Source organism: Streptomyces parvus (assembly GCF_014648875.1).
Classification (GTDB): domain Bacteria; phylum Actinomycetota; class Actinomycetes; order Streptomycetales; family Streptomycetaceae; genus Streptomyces; species Streptomyces parvus.
The window spans coordinates 1,339,219-1,359,393 of record NZ_BMRY01000001.1; the positions used below are offsets into that span (position 1 = coordinate 1,339,219).

21 protein-coding genes and 1 riboswitch are annotated in these 20,175 nt (G+C 71.2%); of the genes, 6 read left to right on the forward strand and 15 right to left on the reverse strand.

The features are described from left to right. Window positions 1-14: 14 nt before the first annotated feature. The 10 genes from IE140_RS06085 to thrC form a co-directional block, all read right to left on the reverse strand. The gene (locus IE140_RS06085) at window positions 15-1,916 is read right to left on the reverse strand and encodes an ABC transporter ATP-binding protein (RefSeq protein ID WP_189460133.1); all 1,902 of its coding nucleotides are present in this window, start codon (window positions 1,914-1,916) and stop codon (window positions 15-17) included. Next, complete coding sequence (locus IE140_RS06090; protein ID WP_100559440.1) at window positions 1,831-2,340, reverse strand: lasso peptide biosynthesis B2 protein; 510 nt, start codon at window positions 2,338-2,340, stop codon at window positions 1,831-1,833. Before IE140_RS06090 ends, IE140_RS06085 begins: the two co-directional genes overlap by 86 nt. Then, window positions 2,337-2,588 (reverse strand): lasso peptide biosynthesis PqqD family chaperone, encoded by a 252-nt coding sequence (locus IE140_RS06095; protein ID WP_006126488.1) that lies wholly within the window; start codon window positions 2,586-2,588, stop codon window positions 2,337-2,339. The genes IE140_RS06090 and IE140_RS06095 overlap by 4 nt, the downstream gene beginning before the upstream one ends. A 28-nt stretch (window positions 2,589-2,616) precedes the next feature. After that, the gene (locus IE140_RS06100) at window positions 2,617-4,671 is read right to left on the reverse strand and encodes an asparagine synthase-related protein (protein ID WP_189460135.1); all 2,055 of its coding nucleotides are present in this window, start codon (window positions 4,669-4,671) and stop codon (window positions 2,617-2,619) included. A gap of 50 nt (window positions 4,672-4,721) precedes the next feature. Then, on the reverse strand, window positions 4,722-4,853 hold the full coding sequence (locus tag IE140_RS06105; RefSeq protein ID WP_107408810.1) for a keywimysin-related RiPP: 132 nt from the start codon (window positions 4,851-4,853) through the stop codon (window positions 4,722-4,724). A 546-nt stretch (window positions 4,854-5,399) separates the two neighbouring features. After that, a complete protein-coding gene (locus IE140_RS06110; RefSeq protein ID WP_229826700.1) occupies window positions 5,400-5,909 on the reverse strand; it encodes a hypothetical protein in 510 nt (169 codons plus the stop codon). Window positions 5,910-6,148: 239 nt separating this feature from the next. Beyond that, window positions 6,149-7,771, reverse strand: a complete 1,623-nt coding sequence (groL, locus tag IE140_RS06115; RefSeq protein ID WP_030119959.1) for a chaperonin GroEL — start codon at window positions 7,769-7,771, stop codon at window positions 6,149-6,151. 384 nt (window positions 7,772-8,155) lie between these two features. Continuing rightward, entirely contained in the window at window positions 8,156-8,362 is a 207-nt protein-coding gene (locus IE140_RS06120) for a cold-shock protein (protein ID WP_003967346.1), read from the reverse strand. A gap of 454 nt (window positions 8,363-8,816) precedes the next feature. Next, window positions 8,817-9,095: a MoaD/ThiS family protein gene (locus tag IE140_RS06125; protein ID WP_003967347.1), complete on the reverse strand. Its 279-nt coding sequence runs from the start codon at window positions 9,093-9,095 to the stop codon at window positions 8,817-8,819. Window positions 9,096-9,130: 35 nt separating this feature from the next. Then, a complete protein-coding gene (thrC, locus tag IE140_RS06130; protein ID WP_150196987.1) occupies window positions 9,131-10,426 on the reverse strand; it encodes a threonine synthase in 1,296 nt (431 codons plus the stop codon). 18 nt (window positions 10,427-10,444) lie between these two features. Continuing rightward, window positions 10,445-10,572: riboswitch (SAM riboswitch) on the reverse strand. A gap of 153 nt (window positions 10,573-10,725) precedes the next feature. Between thrC and IE140_RS06135 the strand changes: the two genes are divergently transcribed. After that, window positions 10,726-11,676, forward strand: coding sequence for a glucosyl-3-phosphoglycerate synthase (locus tag IE140_RS06135; protein WP_088576751.1), 951 nt, complete (start codon window positions 10,726-10,728; stop codon window positions 11,674-11,676). A gap of 93 nt (window positions 11,677-11,769) precedes the next feature. Beyond that, on the forward strand, window positions 11,770-13,161 hold the full coding sequence (locus IE140_RS06140) for an alpha,alpha-trehalose-phosphate synthase (UDP-forming) (RefSeq protein ID WP_150196986.1): 1,392 nt from the start codon (window positions 11,770-11,772) through the stop codon (window positions 13,159-13,161). Between the two features lie 48 nt (window positions 13,162-13,209). Here IE140_RS06140 and otsB read toward each other — a convergent pair whose 3' ends face one another. Beyond that, complete coding sequence (gene otsB / locus IE140_RS06145; protein ID WP_150196985.1) at window positions 13,210-14,061, reverse strand: trehalose-phosphatase; 852 nt, start codon at window positions 14,059-14,061, stop codon at window positions 13,210-13,212. Window positions 14,062-14,246: 185 nt separating this feature from the next. Here otsB and IE140_RS06150 point away from each other — a divergent pair, with 185 nt between their 5' ends. The 3 genes from IE140_RS06150 to IE140_RS06160 are packed head-to-tail and all read left to right on the forward strand — an operon-like array spanning window position 14,247 to window position 16,643. After that, window positions 14,247-15,191, forward strand: a complete 945-nt coding sequence (locus tag IE140_RS06150; RefSeq protein ID WP_150196984.1) for an ABC transporter ATP-binding protein — start codon at window positions 14,247-14,249, stop codon at window positions 15,189-15,191. Continuing rightward, window positions 15,188-16,192 (forward strand): ABC transporter permease, encoded by a 1,005-nt coding sequence (locus IE140_RS06155; RefSeq protein ID WP_150196983.1) that lies wholly within the window; start codon window positions 15,188-15,190, stop codon window positions 16,190-16,192. The genes IE140_RS06150 and IE140_RS06155 overlap by 4 nt, the downstream gene beginning before the upstream one ends. 46 nt (window positions 16,193-16,238) lie before the next feature. Further along, window positions 16,239-16,643: a GntR family transcriptional regulator gene (locus IE140_RS06160; protein WP_109179550.1), complete on the forward strand. Its 405-nt coding sequence runs from the start codon at window positions 16,239-16,241 to the stop codon at window positions 16,641-16,643. 68 nt (window positions 16,644-16,711) lie between these two features. Here the strand turns inward: IE140_RS06160 and IE140_RS06165 are convergent, their stop codons facing one another. Beyond that, complete coding sequence (locus IE140_RS06165; protein WP_093444885.1) at window positions 16,712-17,023, reverse strand: alpha-amylase inhibitor; 312 nt, start codon at window positions 17,021-17,023, stop codon at window positions 16,712-16,714. 257 nt (window positions 17,024-17,280) lie between these two features. Here IE140_RS06165 and IE140_RS06170 point away from each other — a divergent pair, with 257 nt between their 5' ends. Beyond that, window positions 17,281-17,490 carry a hypothetical protein gene (locus IE140_RS06170; RefSeq protein ID WP_093444886.1) on the forward strand — a complete coding sequence of 70 codons (210 nt, stop codon included), beginning with the start codon at window positions 17,281-17,283 and terminating at the stop codon, window positions 17,488-17,490. Between the two features lie 14 nt (window positions 17,491-17,504). Here the strand turns inward: IE140_RS06170 and IE140_RS06175 are convergent, their stop codons facing one another. The 3 genes from IE140_RS06175 to IE140_RS06185 form a co-directional block, all read right to left on the reverse strand. Beyond that, window positions 17,505-19,364 carry an AfsR/SARP family transcriptional regulator gene (locus IE140_RS06175; protein WP_093444887.1) on the reverse strand — a complete coding sequence of 620 codons (1,860 nt, stop codon included), beginning with the start codon at window positions 19,362-19,364 and terminating at the stop codon, window positions 17,505-17,507. Continuing rightward, window positions 19,365-19,580 (reverse strand): acyl-CoA carboxylase subunit epsilon, encoded by a 216-nt coding sequence (locus IE140_RS06180; RefSeq protein WP_093444888.1) that lies wholly within the window; start codon window positions 19,578-19,580, stop codon window positions 19,365-19,367. Beyond that, on the reverse strand, window positions 19,577-20,175 hold a 599-nt coding region (locus IE140_RS06185; protein ID WP_280118037.1), incomplete at its 5' end, for a carboxyl transferase domain-containing protein. The genes IE140_RS06180 and IE140_RS06185, both read right to left, overlap by 4 nt.

Genomic DNA, 20,175 nt, shown 5'->3' on the forward strand with positions numbered 1-20,175 from the left:
GCCTTCCGGGCCCCTCACCGCTCGTCCGCCGCCAGCTGCGTCGTCGCCAGCTCGCGGTACAGCTCGTCCCCGGCGATCAGCTCCTCGTGCGTGCCCGCCGTGCGGACCCGGCCCTCCTCAAGGACCACGATGCGGTCCGCGTGCCGGACGGTGGACAGGCGGTGAGCGATCACCAACACCGTTGCCTGCTTCGCCAGTTCGAGGATCACATCGCGCAACGCCTGCTCGTTGACCGCGTCCAGTTGCGAGGTGACCTCGTCGAGGAGGAGCAGTCGGGGGTGGCGCAGCAGGGCCCGGGCGATGGCGATGCGCTGGCGTTCGCCGCCGGAGAGGGTGACGCCCCGGTGGCCGACCGCCGTGTCCAGACCCTCGGGCAGCCGCTCGACCAGGGCGTCCAGCCGGGTACGGGCGACCGCGGCCGTCAGCTCCTTCTCCTCGGCGTCGGGGGCGGCGAAGAGGAGGTTCTCCCGCAGCGTCCCGGCCAGCACCGGCGCGTCCTGCTCCACGTAGGCCAGCGAGCCCCGCAGCTCGGCGAGCGGCCAGTCGCGGATGTCCCGGCCGCCCACGGTGATCGTGCCGGCCTCGTGGTCGTAGAAGCGTTCCAGCAGGCTGAACACCGTCGACTTGCCCGCCCCGGACGGGCCCACCAGCGCCACCATCCCGCCGGCCGGCACGTCGAACGTCACCCCCTGGTGGGCGGGGGCGCGCTCGTCCCCGTACCCGAAGGTCACGTCCTGGAAGGTGACCCCGAGCGGGCCGCCACCCCTCTGCCTCTTCAACTCGCTTGACTTCTCGGCCGGTTCGCCCGGCAGCGACTCCACCTCATCGATCCGGCGCACCGCCGCCAACCCGCTCTGCAGGCCCGTCCAGCCCTCGACCAGACCGCCGATCGGGCCCATCAGGTAGAAGAGGTACAGCAGGAACGCGATCAGGGAGGAGATCTCCAGCGCCCCGGAGGCGACCCGCGCGCCGCCGACGCCCAGCACCGCCAGGAACGCCAGCTGGATCGACATCGTCATCGTGACCTCGGTGACCGAGGCCCACTTCGCCACCGACACGCCCCGGTCGTGCGCATGGCGCGCCGCCGCCGCGACCGCCGCCGTCTCCCGCTCCTCCGCCCCGCTCGCCTTGACCGTACGGAACGCCTGGAGCACCCGGTCCAGGGCCGCGCCCATCGCGCCCACGGACTCCTGCGCCTTGAGCTGCGCCCGCTGGATGCGCGGCATCAGCAGGGACGTCACGGCCCCGATGCCGACGACGACCACCAGCGTCACGCCGAGCAGCGTCAGGTCCATGTACGCCATGAGGGCGATGGTGCCCAGCAGCATCAGGACGCTGTTGAACGATTCGACGAGTCCGCTGGAGAGCACCGTACGGAGCAGGGTCGTGTCGCTCGTGACCCGTGACTGCAGGTCGCCGGGCGTCAGCCGGTCCACCGCCGGGACCTTCAACCGCATGATGCGGCCCACGAGTTGGTCGCGGGCGCGCAGGACGACGCCTTCTCCCGTGCGGGACATGAGGAAGCTTCCGTATGCGGACAGGCAGGCCCCGGCCAGCACGAGCGCGGTCAGCACGACGAGCGGGGCCACGGGCGACCGGCCGTCGGCGAACGTGTCCACCGCGTGCTTCGCCATCAGCGGCATCGCAAGACCCGCCCCGGATCCGGCGAGCGAGAGCAGGCCCGCCCGGATCAGGACGCCCCGGTGCGCACGGACCCGGGCCAGGAGCAGGCGGAGGGGGGACGGGCCTGAGGCAGGCGGGGGCGTGGAGGGGGCGGCCGGGGCAAGCGGGGTCCGGTCCGGAGATTCCGGGCCGGGCCGTTCCGTGCTCTCAGGCGGTCTGCCCGGTCCCGGGACCGGGCCCCGGCCCGGATCCGCCTGTCCCGCCCCCGCCGTCGTCCCCGCCACCGCGCTCACCCTGAACCCCCTCGCGTACCGTCACCACCATCAAAGGACGCAGATCGGCGGCCTCTGCCTGCTCCCCGACCGTACGTCCTTCCGCCAGCACCCAGGCGTGCGGGGAGAACGGCGGGGTCGCCCACACCCCCGCGCACCAGTCGGGCCAGACGCCGGACATCCGGCACGCCAGGGCGACGGCCACCGAGCGGGGCAGGCAGCCGTAACGGCTCGCGCAGCGGCGGCTGGTGGCGGTGACCGCCTCCAGCACCTCCAGCGTCTCGGCGTACGAGGCCGGGCGCGCGCCCCGGGCGCACCGGCCCAGCACCCGGCGGAGCCGGCCGGGCTTGAGCCGGGCCAGGACGAACGCGGCGGCGATGGCGGCGCGCAGCCGTGTCCCGCCCGCTCCAGCGCCCCGGCGGGGCATCGTCATCTCGGTGGTCATGGGCGCAGGATCTTCGCCTCGACGAGCCGGCGGGTCAGCTCCGCGACGTCCGACTCGGCCTCGGCCCGCTCGACGTCGAACTCGGCGACGATCCGCTCGACGGCGGCCTCGGGGGCACGGCCCGCCGCGAGGGTCTCGACGACGATGACGCTGGTGTCGTTCAACTGCCAGTAGCTGCCGCTCTTCTCGTCGAGGAGGACGCCGCCGTACTCGGTGGTCGTGACGGCGATGCCTTTTCTGAGTTTCACAGGGATGCCTCGCTGGGGGTGGTGGTCGTCAGAGGGTCGACTGGGGTGCGGACCAGGCGTTCTCGGCCGTGCGGAGCCAGGTCTCCCCGGCCACGGTGGAGCTGATGGAGTGTTCGACCAGGACCGGCGAGAAGGGTTCGGCCGCCAGCCGGAGCAGCTGGCGCGAGTCCACCAGGCCGTGTTCGGCGAGGCGGGATCCGGTCCACAACTCGGTCAGCTCCGGGGCGTGTTCGCGCAGGCCCTGGTGCTCGTCGGAGGCCATGTGGTCCTTCGTCGTCCGGGCCAGCAGCGCGTCCGGCACCACCCCGCGCATCGCCTCGACGAGCAGCGGCTTGTAGCGCCAGGGGCTGATGCGCTCCGGCAGGCGTACGGCGAGGGTCGCCTCCAGGATCCGGTCGTCGTAGAAGGGCGCGGCGACCGGCAGCCCGATCGTCATGCCGATGTCCTCCATCGCCTGGAAGTGCCGGGCTCCCATCCGTACGCCGTCGATGTCGACGTGCCGGCCCCGCCACGGGTCGATCGGTTCGGCGTGCTCGGCGGCGGCCCGGAACTCCTCGGCGATCAGGGCGGTCGCGTGCCCGGTGAGCCAGGGGTGCAGGGACTGCCGTACGCCCCAGGAGAGCAGCGGGGTCCGGGCGACGGGCTGGGGTGCGGCCGTGACCGCCCCGGCGAGCCACCGGGGGAACGCCGAACGGTCGAGCAGGGCCTTCACCGTGGGCAGGAGCGGCCAGCCGAGCTGGTGGCGCAGGCCGCCGAAGTGGCTCCAGGCGGTGAACGGGTTGCCGTGGAAGAGGTCCTGGTAGGCGTGGGGCAGGCCGAGGAAGATCTCGTCGCCGCCGTAGCCGGTGAGGTGGTAGCGGGAGCCGGTGGCACGGGCGCGGCCGAGGAGCAGTTCCGCGCGGGCCCGGCCGGGGGCGACGGGGAGCGGTTCGTCGTTCAACTCGGCTGCGGTGGAGGCGAGATCGGCGTAGAAGTAGGGGGCGTCGGCGGCGGGGACGACGTGGTGGTCCAGGGCGGGGGCGGGGTGGCGGCCACGGGCGGGGGCGGCACGGTGGTCCGGGGCGGGGGCAGCGTGGCCGTTCCGGGCGGCCGGCGCGGCCCCGTGGTTCCGGGCGGCCGGCGCGGCCCCGTCGGTCCGGGTGGTCGTCGCGGCCGTGCCGCCTGCCGCCTCGACCGCTCGGCGCGCCCAGGTCTCGTCCTCGCTGTAACGGTCCCGGGCAGCCACGGTCAGCAGGGACAGCGACGCGGGGCCGGTGTCGCGGGCGGCGAAGGCGAGGGCGGTGGAGTCCAGCCCGCCGGAGAGTTCGCAGCTGATCCGGTCCAGGCCGCCGACATGGGCCCGTACGGAGGCCGCGACGGCGTCCCCGACCTTGCGGGCCCCGTCCGCCAGGGGCAGTTCGCCGGGCGGCGGCTCCCACCAGCGGTGCTCCGTGGGACCGGGGACGGCGGCCGTGCCCGGTGCTGCGACGGGCAGGGCCAGGCCGTACCCGGCACCGGTCTCGTGGACGCCCCGCCACACGGGGCGGCGGCTCAGGGGGTGCGGCAGGAAGTCCAGCAGCCGCAGCGCCAGGGCGCTCTCGTCCAAGGGTGCGTCGATCAGGCGGGCCAGGACGGCGGGACGGTCGGAGGCGATGGTTCCGGCCGTCGGGTGCCGGGCGTGGTAGATCCGGCGGAGTCCGGTGGCGGTGCCCCGGATCCAGCTCCGCCCGGACAGCCGGGCGACCACGTGGTAGAGGCCGGGCAGCCGGGCGAGGCGGTGTTCCAGGCCGGTCCGGTCGCGGGTGCCCTCCAGGATCCCGGCGAGCACGGCGTCGGGGACGCGGTCCGGGCCGATGAGGACGAGGGCGTCCTCGCCCCGGGCGAGATGGCTGACCTTGCGGACCAGCGGGCGGGCGACGATCCAGGGCCGGCCCGAGGGGTGGGCGACGGTCAGGGTGCCGCCCACCTCCCGGGCGGACCCGGTGGCGCCCGGCGCGGCGGACCGCCCGGCAGCCGCTCCCGGTACGGGAAGCTGCCCGGCCGCTGCCGCTCCCGCCGCGCTGTCCGGCAGGACGACGAAGTAGTCACGCAACTGGCCGGGCATCTTCACCTTTCGGAAGTTCTCACGCGGTGCACAGGAGACGGATCGGCGGATCAGATGATCCGCCGGCTCCAGTACTCCTTGTACGAGCCGACGAAGTAGCCGGCGGTCTTCTTCGAGAAGTCGCCCTGCTGGAACAACGACGGCTTCACGTAAGCCTTCTTCTGCTGCTTCTGCTGCTTCATGACACCTTCCCTTCTGTGCGGTTGACAGCCGTTATGCCCAACTGACGTATGCATAACTGGAGTTATTCGTGCGGCTGGTGTTCGTCATGCGAACACCAGAGCCATCATGTCCGGCCGTCGAACCGGTACGCATGATTCCGACTTACCGTGCGAAGTTGGCTGGATAGCGCGAGCCGCGAGCTGCGGAGCGGACCGATCCGGGACACTTCCGGCCGGAGTCGGTCGCACCACCGGCCACCCTGTGCAGTCGCACACCGCTCCCGCCGAGGCCCGTCGTGGACTGGACCAATGGCTGCATGCGGTCGCCGGACCGGGCAGTGAGCTGGCAGGAGGGGGAACAGCCGCCGGGAGAACCGGCGAACCGGCCGGAACGGGCCCCGGTGCGGACCGCGCGCCCGCCTTACCCCAGGGAACCCCGCCGCGCCACCGCCCTCGGTACAACCGCCCCGAAACGCGCTGCCGTACGGGCGTGGCCACGGCAAGGAGGCATTCGGCCACGCCAGCGCCCCCGCAGCGCCCTCGCGACGCCCCGCAACCGCCCCGCCGCTACCTCTGGCGCAGCAGGTAGCCGCCCCAGGCCGCCGTTCCCGCGCCCAGGAGCAGCGGGATCATGCCGTATCCGACGAGCGTCGAGGAGTGGGCGTACCAGCGTCCGTCGTCGAACACCTGGGTCGCGGTGATCGTTTCGGGGTCGGTCCGGCCGTCGTGGTCGGCGAAGAGGATCCTGACGCGCTGGAACTCCGCCCGCTCGGGCGTGCCGTCCACATGGGCGCGCAGCGACTCCTGGGCCACCCTCTTGCGCTCGGCGTCGTTGGCGCGCTGCTGGGCGGGCGTCACGCCGAAGCAGTGCCAGACGGTCTGGCCCTTCTCGGCGCGGGTGTCGTGGCATTGGATGTGGCCGAAGGTCTCCACCCGCATGCCGAGGACGCCGGAGAGGCCCGTCCCGGTCACCACGACGAACAGCCCCGCCGCGAACAGCACGGCCCCGCCCACGACGAGCGAGACCCCCTTGAGCCGCCCTCGGCCGCCCGTTCTCCCCGTAGCACTCACGCTCATGCCCGTCCCGCCCCCCGTGTCCGTACGACCGTCCGGTCACGCCCATTGTCCCAAGAAACCCGGAACCGGCCCCAAGGAACCCGGGCACGGCACGAGCAACCCGGACACCCGGACACGCCACAGGGGCGGCACCTCCGTGAAGGAGATGCCGCCCCTGTGGGACGTACCTGCGCACTCGACGTACTGGACGTACTCGGCGTACGCGGAACCTCGATCGACCGGCGCGGAGCCGGAACCGATCAGAAGTCCATGTCACCGCCCGGCATGCCGCCCGGAGCGGCCGCGCCGGCCTTCTCGGGCTTGTCGGCGATGACGGCCTCGGTGGTGAGGAACAGCGCGGCGATGGACGCGGCGTTCTGCAGGGCGGAGCGCGTGACCTTCGCCGGGTCGAGAATGCCCTCGGCGATCATGTCGACGTACTCGCCGGTCGCGGCGTTGAGGCCGTGACCCACCGCCAGGTTGCGGACCTTCTCCACGACGACGCCACCCTCGAGACCACCGTTGACGGCGATCTGCTTGAGCGGGGCCTCCAGCGCGAGCTTCACGGCGTTGGCGCCGGTCGCCTCGTCGCCCGTGAGGTCGAGCTTCTCGAAGACGGCCGAGGCCTGGAGCAGAGCCACGCCACCACCGGCGACGATGCCCTCCTCGACGGCGGCCTTGGCGTTGCGCACCGCGTCCTCGATGCGGTGCTTGCGCTCCTTGAGCTCCACCTCGGTGGCGGCGCCGGCCTTGATGACGGCCACGCCGCCGGCCAGCTTCGCGAGGCGCTCCTGGAGCTTCTCGCGGTCGTAGTCCGAGTCGGAGTTCTCGATCTCGGCACGGATCTGGTTGACGCGACCCTGAACCTGGTCGCTGTCACCGGCGCCGTCGACGATCGTCGTCTCGTCCTTGGTGATGACGACCTTGCGGGCGCGGCCGAGCAGGTCCAGGCCGGCGTTCTCCAGCTTGAGACCGACCTCCTCGGAGATCACGGTGCCGCCGGTGAGGATGGCGATGTCCGCGAGCATGGCCTTGCGGCGGTCGCCGAAGCCCGGGGCCTTGACGGCGACGGACTTGAACGTGCCCTTGATCTTGTTGACGACCAGGGTGGAGAGCGCCTCGCCCTCGACGTCCTCGGCGATGATCAGCAGGGGCTTGCCCGACTGCATGACCTTCTCCAGCAGCGGGATCAGGTCCTTGACGCTGCCGATCTTCGAGTTGACGATCAGGATGTACGGGTCGTCGAGCGACGCCTCCATACGCTCCATGTCGGTGGCGAAGTACGCCGAGATGTAGCCCTTGTCGAAGCGCATACCCTCGGTGAGCTCCAGCTCCAGACCGAAGGTCTGGGACTCCTCGACGGTGATGACGCCTTCCTTGCCGACCTTGTCCATCGCCTCGGCGATCTTGGCGCCGATCTCGGTGTCGGCGGCGGAGATGGAGGCGGTCGAAGCGATCTGCTCCTTGGTCTCCACGTCCTTGGCCTGCTCCAGCAGAGCGGCGGAGACGGCCTCGACGGCCTTCTCGATACCGCGCTTGAGGGCCATCGGGTTGGCGCCGGCGGCAACGTTGCGCAGACCCTCGCGGACGAGCGCCTGGGCGAGAACGGTGGCGGTGGTCGTACCGTCGCCGGCGACGTCGTCCGTCTTCTTGGCGACCTCCTTGACCAGCTCCGCACCGATCTTCTCGTACGGGTCCTCGAGCTCGATCTCCTTGGCGATGGAAACACCATCGTTGGTGATCGTGGGCGCGCCCCACTTCTTCTCGAGGACGACGTTACGGCCCTTGGGGCCGAGGGTGACCTTGACGGCGTCGGCGAGCTGGTTCATCCCGCGCTCGAGACCGCGCCGTGCCTCCTCGTCGAACGCGATGATCTTGGCCATGTGAAGTGGTCCTCCCGGACAGGGGTGGATTTCTCCGGACCGGGAGGCGCCCGCGACGGACGGCCTGCGCGTGTGACGGTTCCTTGCCCCGTCACACCTGCGGGCCTCACCGGCCCGGTCCAAGTTCTGTCACTCTCACCTGGAGAGTGCTAACGCCAATGATTAGCACTCGACCCCCGAGAGTGCAAGCGCCTCCCGCCGGTGCCCGCCATGCGGTCGAGGGCGCGGAGCACGGCCGGCTCCCGGACGCGCACAGTGCCCGCGCCCCGGACGCGCACAGGGCTTCGCACTCCGGACGCGCGTAGGGCCCGATCCCCTGATCGGCGAATTCCAGGGGTCGGGCCCTACGTGCGTGAGTGGTGTCGTCGGACGACCGCGCCGAGCTCAGCCGACGGCGAGCTTGACCATGTCGGCCTGGGGCCCCTTCTGGCCCTGCGAGATCTCGAATTCAACTCGCTGACCCTCTTCGAGGGTGCGGTACCCGTCCATCTGGATCGCGCTGTAGTGGACGAAAACATCCGCACCACCGTCGACCGCGATGAAGCCGTACCCCTTCTCCGCGTTGAACCACTTGACGGTGCCCTGAGCCATGCCCAACTCCCCTATTACTGGCCCTTGCGCAGGACCGCACTTCGCGGCCCCGGGTCGTGACTCACCCTCCGACAGGAGAGGGTGCGCGGCGCCGCAGCGCGTCGACCGCGGCCGAATGTATCCGCCCAACTGCCCTCTGCAACAGGTCAATCGGACGAGAATTCTGGGCACGGCGGAACACGCGAATATGCGGGTTTGCTGAGATTTACGGGCAAGTCGGGCCAGGCAAAGGGCACTTATGCCGCAAGAGGTTCACGCACTTTGGCTGCTTCTTATCGGGGCCGGGCGCATTCTCATATGCGGGCGGCACGGGCAGCGGATGGGGCTTCCCCAACTGTACCGCGCTCAACCATGCAGAATTGCCCCCTCCGCTTCTCTCGCGGAGGGGGCAACAGGGGTCACACAGAGGTGCGGTGGGGATCCGGCGGGGGCCGCCGGGAGTGGCCCGGGCGGTTCAGCAGCCGCCGGCCACCGCCGGGATGATCGAGACGCCGGCGCCGTCCGGGGTGGCCGCGTCCAGGCCCCCCTCGAAGCGCACGTCGTCGTCGTTGACGTACACGTTGACGAAGCGGCGCAGCTTGCCCTGGTCGTCCAGGACGCGGGCCGCGATGCCCGGGTGGTCCTTCTCCAGGGACTCGATGACCTCGGAGAGCTTCGCGCCCTCCGCCGGTACCTCGGCCTGGCCGCCCGTGTACGTACGGAGGATGGTGGGGATGCGGACCTTGACGCTCATGGTGGTGCCCTTCTTCCTTCGTTCGTGCTGGGTGGTCAGGCGGTGCCGAGGCCCGCGGCGCGGAACGCGTCCAGGCTCGGCTTGATGGTGGCCGTGGCCTGCGAGGTGGCGGAGACCGCGTCGAGCGTCTTGAGGCCGTCACCGGTGTTGACGACGACGGTGGTGAGCGTCGGGTCGATGACACCGGCCTCGATGAGCTTCTTCGTCACACCGAGCGTCACGCCGCCCGCCGTCTCGCCGAAGATGCCCTCGGTGCGGGCCAGCAGCTTGATCGCGTCGACGACCTGCTCGTCGGTGACGTCCTCCACGGCGCCGCCGGTGCGCCGGGCGATGTCGAGGACGTAGGGGCCGTCGGCCGGGTTGCCGATGGCCAGCGACTTGGCGATGGTGTTCGGCTTCTGGGGCCGGACGACGTCGTGCCCGCCCTTGAAGGCGGCGGAGACCGGGGAGCAGCCCTCGGCCTGGGCGCCGAAGATCTTGTACGGCCGGTCCTCGACCAGCCCGAGCTTGATCAGCTCCTGGAGCCCCTTGTCGATCTTCGTGAGCTGCGAGCCGGACGCGATCGGGATGACGATCTGGTCGGGCAGCCGCCAGCCGAGCTGCTCGCAGATCTCGTACGCCAGCGTCTTGGAGCCCTCACCGTAGTACGGGCGGAGGTTGACGTTGACGAAGCCCCAGCCCTCGCCGAGCGGGTCGCCGATGAGCTCGGAGCAGAAGCGGTTGACGTCGTCGTAATTGCCCTCGATGCCGACCAGTTCACCGCCGTACACCGCGGCCATGACGACCTTGCCCTGCTCCAGGTCGTGCGGGATGAACACGCAGGAGCGCAGTCCGGCGCGGGCGGCGGCGGCGCCGACGGCTCCGGCCAGGTTGCCCGTGGAGGAGCAGGAGAGGGTGGTGAAGCCGAAGGCGCGGGCGGCCTCGACGGCGATCGCGACGACGCGGTCCTTGAAGGAGTGCGTCGGGTTGCCGGAGTCGTCCTTCACGTACAGGCCGCCGGTGACGCCCAGCTCACGGGCGAGGTTGTCGGCCTTGACCAGCTTGGTGAAGCCGGGGTTCAGATTGGGCTTGTCCGCGACGTCGGCGGGGACGGGCAGCAGCGGGGCGTAGCGCCAGATGTTGTCCGGACCGGACTCGATGCGCTTGCGCAGCTCCTCGGGGGAGCCGGTGGGCAGGTCGTAGGCCACTTCGAGCGGCCCGAAACAGGACGCACAGGCGAAAAGGGGGCCGAGCTCGAATCGCTCGCCGCACTCGCGGCAGGAAAGCGCCGCGGCGGGACCCAGGTCCGGAGAAGCGGTGGTGGCATTACCTGCGACGGTCTGAACAGCCATGATGGCGGAGGCCCTTTCTCCTCATCTTCCTCGCGACGCATTTCGCCGCAAGACGGAATTGGCACCTTCCCCACCGTGACCTCGCGGTCGGCAGGAGGGTTGCCGGGACTTCAACGGGCCGTTCCCTCAGTCCCTCTGGATGAGCTCTATGGCGCTGGATCTTCGATCCAGGCGTTTATGTGCGGTCCGACCCCGACATGCGACGGTCATCCGCGTTGTTCAAGACTGTAACCGAAGCACCGGACCGTTGAGATAGTCGTCCGAACCGCGAGATGGATCACACACAGGGAGTGCCGACCGTGCTCGAAGAGGTGGAACGCTGGCTGACCAGGCGTTCCTGGTCGTCCGGCGACCGCCCGCTGAACCGGCTCACCGACGCCCGGGCCGCCGACCCGCGCCGTACGTCCGTGAGCGTGGTGCTGCCCGCGCTGAACGAGGAGGCCACGGTCGGCGCGATCGTGGCGGTGATCCGCCGCGAGCTGATGGAGAAGGTCCGGCTCGTCGACGAACTCGTGGTGATCGACTCCGGCTCCACCGACGCCACCGCGGCCGTGGCCCGGGCGGCGGGCGCGCGCGTGGTCCACCGGGACGCGGTCCTGCCCCGGATCCCGGCCCTGCCCGGCAAGGGCGAGGTGCTGTGGCGGTCACTCCTGGTGACCAGCGGCGAGATCGTCTGCTTCGTGGACGCCGACCTCAAGGACTTCTCGGCGGACTTCGTCTCGGGCACGGTCGGCCCCCTGCTCACCGACCCCACGGTCCAGTTCGTCAAGGCGATGTACGACCGCCCCCTCGGCGACAGAGCAGGTCAGGGCGGCCGGGTCACCGAACTGGTGGCACGCCCGCTGCTCAATCTGCACTGGCCGCAGCTGGCCGGTTTCGTCCAGCCGCTGGGCGGCGAGTACGCGGTGCGGCGGTCCCTGCTGGAGCGGCTGCCGTTCCCGGTCGGTTACGGAGTGGAGCTGGGCCTGCTGGTCGACGCGCTGCACACGGTGGGCCTGGACGCGCTGGGCCAGGTCGACGTCGGCGTACGCGTCCACCGCCACCAGGACGGGCAGGCGCTGGGCCGGATGGCGGCGGCGATCTACCGCACGGCCCAGCTGCGGCTCTCCCGGGGCCATCTCGTGCGGCCGGCGCTGACCCAGTTCGAGCGTGGCGAGGACGGTTTCGTGCCGCGCACCCATGCGGTGGACACGGAGGAGCGGCCGCCGATGCGGGAGATCGCGGAGTACGCGGAGCGCCACGCGGCGTGAGCGGGTGGCGCGAGGGGGCGCGGCTGAGGCCGTGACCGGTGGGTCCCCCGGACGGGCGTTTGGCGGCTTCCCGAACGGGCTAGGTTCCGCTACATGGTCTCCGAGCACACGTCTTCCTCGAACGCCCAGGTCCTCGTCGCGTCCAACCGCGGCCCGGTCACGTACACGCTCGGCGAGGACGGGACGCTCGACGCCAAGCGCGGCGGCGGCGGTCTCGTCTCCGGGCTGAGCGCCGTCGACGACAAGCTGTGGGTCTGCGCGGCCCTCGGCGACGGCGACCGGGAGGCGGTGCGGCGCGGAGTCGGCGAGCCGGGCGTCCGGATGCTGGACATCGACGCCGAGGTGCACGCCGACGCGTACAACGGCATCGCGAACTCCGTGCTGTGGTTCGTCCACCACCTGCTGTACCAGACCCCGGTCGAGCCGGTCTTCGACACGGAGTTCCGGCGGCAGTGGGCCGCGTACGAGACGTACAACCAAGCCTTCGCCGAGGCACTGGCCCAGGAGGCGGGGCCGGGGGCGGCGGTCCTGGTCCAGGACTACCACCTGGCCCTGGTCCCCGGCATGCTCCGCGAACTGCGCCCGGACCTGCGGATCGGCCACTTCTCGCACACCCCGTGGGCCCCGGTGGACTACTTCCGGCTGCTGCCCGACGACATCGCCGAGCAGCTGCTGCGCGGCATCCTCGGCGCGGACCGGGCCGCGTTCCTGACCCGGCGCTGGGCGGACGCGTTCATCGGCTGCTGCACGGAGATCCTCGGCGGCACGGGCCGCACCAGGATCGGGGTGCACGGCCTCGGGGCCGACGCGGACTTCCTGCGCCGCCGCTCGCACGAGGCGGATGTGGACGAGCGGATGGCGGCGCTGCGGGAGCAGGTGGGCGAGGGCAGGAAGACGATCGTGCGGGTGGACCGCACGGAGCTGTCCAAGAACATCGTGCGGGGCCTGCACGCGTACCGGACGCTGCTGGAGACCCGCCCCGAGTGGCGCGAGCGCGTCGTCCACATCGCGTTCGCCTACCCCTCCCGCCAGGACCTCGCGGTCTACCGGGACTACACGGCGGCGGTGCAGTCGCTGGCCACGGAGATCAACGGGGAGTACGGCACGGAGAGCTGGACCCCGGTCGTCCTCCACGTCAAGGACGACTTCGCCCGCTCGCTGGCCGCGTACCGGCTGGCGGACGTGGCCCTGGTCAACCCGATCCGCGACGGCATGAACCTGGTCGCCAAGGAGGTCCCCGTCGTCTCGGACCACGGCTGCGCGCTGGTGCTGTCGCGGGAGGCGGGGGCGTACGAGGAGCTGGGCGATGACGCGATCGTGGTGAACCCGTACGACGTGACGGGCACGGCCCAGGCCCTGCACGAGGCGCTGACGATGAGCGGGGACGAGCGCTCGGGCCGCACGAAGCGCCTGGCGGAGGCGGCGACCGCGCTCCCGCCGCAGCAGTGGTTCCTGGACCAGCTGGAGGCGCTGCGGCAGGAGTGAGACCCCCTCTGCCGGGCGCTGCGGCAGGAGTGAGGCCCTCTTGCGGCCTTACAGCCGCTCGGCCAGAGCCGCCAGGAAGTCCACCACGGCGGCCGGGCCGGGCACCGACAGGTCGGCGCGCTCGGCCAGTTCGGGGACTTCGGCACTGCCGCTGCACACCAGGAGACCGGGGATGCCGTCCGGGCCCTCGCTGCGCAGCTTCTCCACCGCGGCGAACGCGGCGAGGTCCCCGAGGTCGTCGCCCGCGTAGATGACGGACTCCGCGTCCAGCTCCGCGACGAACCCGGCGAGCGCGACGCCCTTGTCCATGCCGGGCGGGCGCAACTCCAGGACCAGCCGCCCCGGTTCGACGATCAGCCCGTGCTTCGCCGCCAGCTCCCCGAGGGGCCCGCGCAGCGACTCGAAGGCCGCCTGCGGGTCCTGGGCCCGCCGGGTGTGAACGGCGACGGCCTGCCCCTTCTCCTCGATCCAGGTGCCGTTCCAGGCCCCGAACTCGTGCAGTACGCCGGGTAGTTCGGCACGCACCGCCGTAACGCCCGGATGTGCGGCGGGGGCGTGGACCGTGCCGGTCACGGCGTCCCAGCGCTCGGCCCCGTAATGCCCGAGCACGACGAGGTGCTCCAGACCGGGGACGCCCGCGAAGCCGCCGTAGCGCACGGCGACGCCCGCCGGGCGGCCGGTGATCACGGCGATGGCGGCGACCTTCGGCGCGAGCGCGGCGAGCGCCTCGACGGTGCCGGGGTGGGCGCGGGCCTGTTCGGGGTCCGGGACGATGTCGGCGAGCGTGCCGTCGAAGTCGAGGGCGACGACCGCGCGGTCGGGCCGGGCGAGAACGGCGTCGAGCCCCTCGCGGCCGGCCGGGGTGGTCGGGTTCGGAAGACGTTCCGGGTGACTGCCCATGGGGCGAGCCTAAGCCCTGGGCGGAGGGAGCACGAGCGTGCTCACGCCGACGCCGTGGAGGCACACGCACCCCACCACCCCGGCTTGACAGTCATCCCGCCACAACTCCATGATTCCATTAATTGATTCATGGAATCACGATGACGGATCGACGGATCACGGATCACGGAACCGAGGTGAGGCGCGTGGCAGACACGAGCACCCCGAACGCGACGTCCGGCAACTGGGCACTGGAGGCCCGCGGCCTGGGCAAGCACTACCGGCGCGGCTGGGCGCTGCGCGACTGCTCCTTCCGGATCCCGGCCGGCCGCATCTGCGGTCTGGTCGGCCCGAACGGAGCCGGCAAGAGCACCCTGCTCGGGCTGGCGACCCGGCAGGTGCAGCCGACCACCGGCGACCTGCGCGTCTTCGGCGTACCGGTCGACGACCCCGCCGTGCTGCCCCAGGTCGCGTTCCTCGGCCAGGACAAGCCGCTGTTCAAGCGGTTCACCGTGGCCGAGACGCTGCGGATGGGCGCCGAGCTGAACCCCGGCTGGGACGCGGCCGCGGCGGAACGGATCGTCCGCGCGGGCAACGTCCCGGCGGACGCGAGGATCGGCACGCTCTCCGGCGGCCAGCGCACCCGGGTCGCCTTCGCGCTCGCCTTCGGCAAGCGGCCCGACCTGCTGCTCCTGGACGAGCCGATGTCGGACCTCGACCCGCTGGCCCGGGACGAGATGAGCACCCTGCTGATGGCGGAGGCCGTCGAGCGCGGCACCACGGTGGTGATGTCCTCGCACATGCTGACCGAGCTGGAGGACATGTGCGACTACCTGCTGGTCGTCTCCGAGGGCCGTATCCGCATGGCCGGTGACGCCGACGCACTCGTACCGGCCCACACCCTGGTCACCGGGGTGTCCCGGGACGGCTCGCTGCCACCCGAGCTGACCGGCCACATCGTCGTCGAATCCCGCGTACAGGGACGGCAGTTCCAGGCGATGGTCCGGCCGACGGGCCCGCTCCCGGCCGACTGGGAGAGGGCCGAACCCTCGCTGGAGGAAGTCCTCCTCGCCCATCTCCGCTCCCCGGACGCGCCCCCGCTCTACACCCAGGGCGCCCGCGTCGATGCCGAAGGGACCCAGGCAGCATGAGCACCACCACCCTCACCGAGAAGCCCGGAAAGCCCCGGAAGCCCGGGAAGCCCTCCGAACTCGGCTCCGGACGCCGTCTGTTGCGCGGTCTCCCGTGGCTCGTGATCCGCCAGCACCGGATCGCGCTGGCCTGCGTCCTCGGCCTCACGGTGCTCACCGCGCTCTGGATCCTGTACGAGCGCCACGAGTTGGTGCAGCTGCTCGACGCGAAGGGCTGGCCGGAGAAGGACCCCGGCCGGCCGATGGACGACGACCGCGGCTACGAATACATCACCAGCATCATCAACGGCCTGCCGCTGATCCTCGCCGTCTTCGTCGGCGCCCCGCTGATCGCGGGCGACCAGGAGAGCGGCACCGCGCAGCTCGTCACGACCCAGTCCGTGACCCGCCGCCAGTGGCTGATCGCCAAGCTGGGCCTGGCCTACACCCTCGCGCTGGTCTCCGGCCTGGTGGTCTCGGCGCTGTTCACCTGGTGGTGGAAGCCGCACCGCTCGCTCTTCCTCAGCGAGTGGATCGACGGCGTCATCTTCGACAACACCGGCCCCGTCCTGCCCGCCTTCCTGCTCTTCCTCACCGCCGCCGGCATCACCATCGGCGCCCTGGCCCGCCGGGTGCTCCCGGCCATGGTGGGCGCGTTCCTCTTCACCGCGGTCACCAGCCTGTTCGTCTGGGACGAGGTCCGCGTACGGCTCGGCTCCCCGAAGATGTTCACGTACCCGATGGACACCGAACTTCCCGCGCGCTTCAACGACGCGTACGAGGTGGACCGCTGGGTCGGCAGCGCCGACGGCACCTTGTACAACTGGGGCCGCTGCGCCGAGGCGACCGAGAAGGCGACGGACGCGTGCATCAAGGAGCACGGCATCGTCAACGACGTGATCGAGTACATCGGCTACAACCAGATGGCGGGAATGCAGTGGCTCGCGTCAGGCATCCTGCTCGCCGGGACGGCCCTGCTCACGGCGTTCACCCTCTGGTGGACCTCGCGCCGCCCGCTGTGACCACCCGCCCCCTCCTCTACGTAAAGTGTCGGCAATCGAGCGGAAGGTGAAGTCCGTGGTCGTGTTCCGCATCGACCGGCGCAGTGGGGTGGCGACCTACCTCCAGATCGTCCGGCAGGTCGAGCAGGCGCTGCGCATGGGCGCGCTGGAGGAGGGCGACCGGCTGCCCACCGCGGCCCAGGTCGCCGCGACCACGAAGGTCAACCCCAACACGACCCTCAAGGCCTACCGCGAACTGGAACGCATGGGCCTCGCCGAGGTACGCCAGGGAGCGGGCACGTTCATCACCCGCACCCTGGCCCAGCCCCGGACCGGCCCCGGCTCCCCGTTGCGCACCGCCCTCGCCGACTGGCTGGACCGGGCCCGCGCCGAGGGGCTCACCGGGCAGGACGTCACGGCGCTGTTCCACTCGGCGTTCGAGAGCGCGTATCCGGGTGAGGCACCCGGATGAGGCGAACGGGGTAGCCGAGCAGGGGTCCGGGACCGGTCGAGCCGTCCCGGACCCCTGTCACTGACGCGTCAGCAGGGGATGAGGCCCTCGAACCGGCCGGCCTTCCACACCGGTTCGCTGGTCGTGACCGTCGCACCCGGGGCGACGGTGTGACACTTGTCAGGAACGTACGGTGCGCCGTTGAAGGAGTACTGGACATTCACCTGCTGAGTGGTGGAGCAGTTGTTGGTGATGGTGACGTGGATGCCGAGCAGCGGAGTCCAGTCGGCCTCCACACAGCTCGGCACGGAATGAACACCCTCGGCCTGGGCGACGCCCTGCGCGCCCGCCAGCAGCCCGAGCGCGGCCACGCCGGAAGCCAATACGTGAACCAGCTTCATTTCCTACCTCCGATAGATGGAGTAGCGATTGAAGGCGAGACCGGCGTGAGCCCTCAACGCCGTATCCAACTTTTTGAGGCTCCGCTCCGCTCGCGGCCGCCGGGCACGACGACATCAGGACCTTCCGGATACATCCTCCTCGGGTGAATTGACGCGCATAGACCGTGATTCGGCGAAATGAATATAGAGAAGGCATAGGGGCCTGCCCCATCGTGGACAACGGCCGTTCCAGGCCGACGCATGAGCAGGAGGGGAACATGGACAATCAGAGGACCACGGCCATGCAACAGCTGAACGTCGACGAGCTCCAGGGACCCACACTGAGCGGCGACATGGGTCTGCGCTGGGCCAATCTGCTGGCCATGTACATCGAGGCCGTCGACAACGGCACGCTCGCCACGCTGGAGGACGACATAGCCGTGATGGCCGCGAGCCTCGACGGGGGGCACGCGGGCGGCTGCGGCTGACACCGGGCGTACCGTCACCCCTGGTGGGGCTGCTCGCGGACGAGGAGCGCCACCAGGGGAGGAAACCGGTGGACCGACCGGCCGTCGTCCGCCGGAACGGCCTCCAGCAGCCAGGACGCGACCAGCGCGTCCAGCAGCACCTGGGCCCGCCGCGGTGAAACGCCCAGGCGGGCCGCGGCCTCGGCCGTCGTGAAGGGGGCGGCATCCCCGCGCGACAGGGCCCGGAAGGCGTCACGCGACGGAGGGTCGAGCTCCATGACGCTGGTAAGGAGCCGGGCCCGGACGTCCAGGCTTCCCTCGCACAACAGGTCCAGCCGGCTCTCCTCGCACATCAGCCTGTCGACGAGATCGGCCACCCGCCAGTCCGGGTGGTTCCTCAGCCGGTCGGCGCAGACCCGCAGAGCCAGCGGCAGTCGATCGCAGAGTTCCACGACCCGGGCGGCCGGCCCCGGTTCGTCCGCCACGCGCCGCCCCCCGACGACCCCCGCCAGCAGAGCCCGGGCCGCGGGCTCGTCCGGACGTCCGAGCCGCACCGCGTGGATCCCCTCCAGAGAAGGCATCGGGCAGCGGCTGGTGACCACGGCGTGACTGCTGTCGCCGCTGGGCAGCAGCGGACGCACCTGCCAGTCGGCCGAGGCGTTGTCCAGCACGACGAGCACACGGCGCTGGGCGAGGAGGCTGCGGTAGAGCTGGACGCGTTCGTCGAGGGTCGCGGGCAGCTCGTGGCGGCCGGGGAGCAGCGCCCGCAGAAAGCCGCCGAGCACGTCCACGGGGTCCTTCGGCCCGCCGTCCTGTTCACGCAGGTCGATGTAGAGCTGGCCCTGCGAGAAGTCCGACCGGCAGGCGTAGCCGGCGTGGATGGCGAGGGCCGACTTGCCGATGCCCGCCGCCCCGGTCAGTATGACGCCTCTTCTGCCGTCCCGCTGTCCGCGCAGCGTCGCCAGCGTCTCGGCGAGCTCGTCCGTCCGTCCCGTGAAGTCCCCGACGTCCATGGGCAGCATGGCGGGCACGAGTCCGCCCCAGAGGTCGTCCGTCACCACCGCGTCGCCGGCCGGCCGCAGCTCCTTCGCCTCCGGGGCGTGCACCGCCACCGGTGCGCGAGAGACGGGCTCCGGGAGGTTCTCCAGCAGGACGGCCCGGTGGATGTCGCGCAGGACCGCGCCGGGGTCGATGCCCAGCTCGCCCTTGAGCAGGCGGCGCCCCTCCTCGTACACGCGCAGCGCGTCGGCCGGCCGGCCGACGCGGTACAGGGCCTTCATCAACTGGCCCCGCAGGGACTCCCGTACGGGATGCTCGGCGACCAGTCCCATCAGTTCGGTCAGGACGCAGGCGTGGCGGCCCAGCGCCAGGTCCGCCTCGATGCGGTCCTCCTGGACGGACAGGCGGCTCTCCTCCAGGCGCGGCAGTTCGGCGACCGCCAGGGACTCCGTCACGTCCGCGAGGGCCGGTCCGCGCCACAGGGCCAGCGCGGACGCCAGTTGGCCCGCCGCCGTCGCGTACCGGCCGTCCCGCAGGCTCTGCCGCCCGCGTTCGGCAGCGCGCTGGAAGCAGTGCAGGTCGAATCCGGCCGCCCCGATGTCCAGGCGGTAGCCGCGCAGTCCGCGCAGCACGTCGAGCCCCGGCTCACAGCTCCGGCGCAGCCGCGAGATGTAGGTGTAGAGCTGCGCCGCCATGGTCGCGGGCGGCAACGGGCCCCACAGCAGCTCGCTGAGGGACGCGTCCGAGACGACGCGGCCGCGGGAGAGGAGCAGCGCCACGAGCACCGTGCGGAGTTTGGGGGCCGTCAGCGGGACCGGCACTCCGTCGACCAGTAACTCGGTCGGTCCGAGGATCCGGAATTCCACGCGCCGTTCCTCGTACTGTCTGCCGCTCATTCAGCGGTGTGCCTTCCAGGACCGGAAGGAACAGCCCGTCGGCATCCCGGGCCGCCAGGCGGCGCCGACGGGGGGCCGCTCCGGTGGCGCTTCGCCCCGTCTGGACGCGAGGGTGACCAGCATGACGGTCACCGCCGCCAGTTCCTCGGGGGTGGGGTTGCCCCGGAGCACCCGTACGAGGTCGGTGGAGCCCGCTTCGGGCAGGGTCGTGGTCACGTCGGCGGGTTCCCATGCTTGCGGGCCGGGAGGTCGGCATGTTTGGCACGCAGCATCGCGAGTCCGCTGATCAGCATGGAGCGGGTGTCAGCGGGGTCGATCACGTCGTCGACGAGGCCGCGCTCGGCCGCGTAGTAGGGGTGCATCAGCTCAGCCTTGTACTCCTTGACGAGTTGCTCACGCGTGATGTCGGGCTGGTCGGATTCGGCGATCTGGCGGCGGAAGACGACGTTGGCCGCGCCCTCGGCGCCCATCACCGCGATCTCGTTGGTGGGCCAGGCGTAGGTGAGGTCGGCCCCGATGGACTGGGAGTCCATGACGATGTACGCGCCTCCGTAGGCCTTGCGCAGGATCAGCGAGATCCGCGGCACGGTGGCGTTGCAGTAGGCGTACAGGAGCTTGGCGCCGTGGCGGATGATCCCACCGTGCTCCTGGTCGACGCCCGGCAGGAAGCCGGGGACGTCCAGGAGGGTGATGATCGGGATGTTGAAGGCGTCGCACATCTGGACGAAGCGCGCGGCCTTCTCGGACGCCTCGATGTCCAGGACCCCGGCCAGCGACTGCGGCTGGTTGGCGACGATACCGACGACCTGGC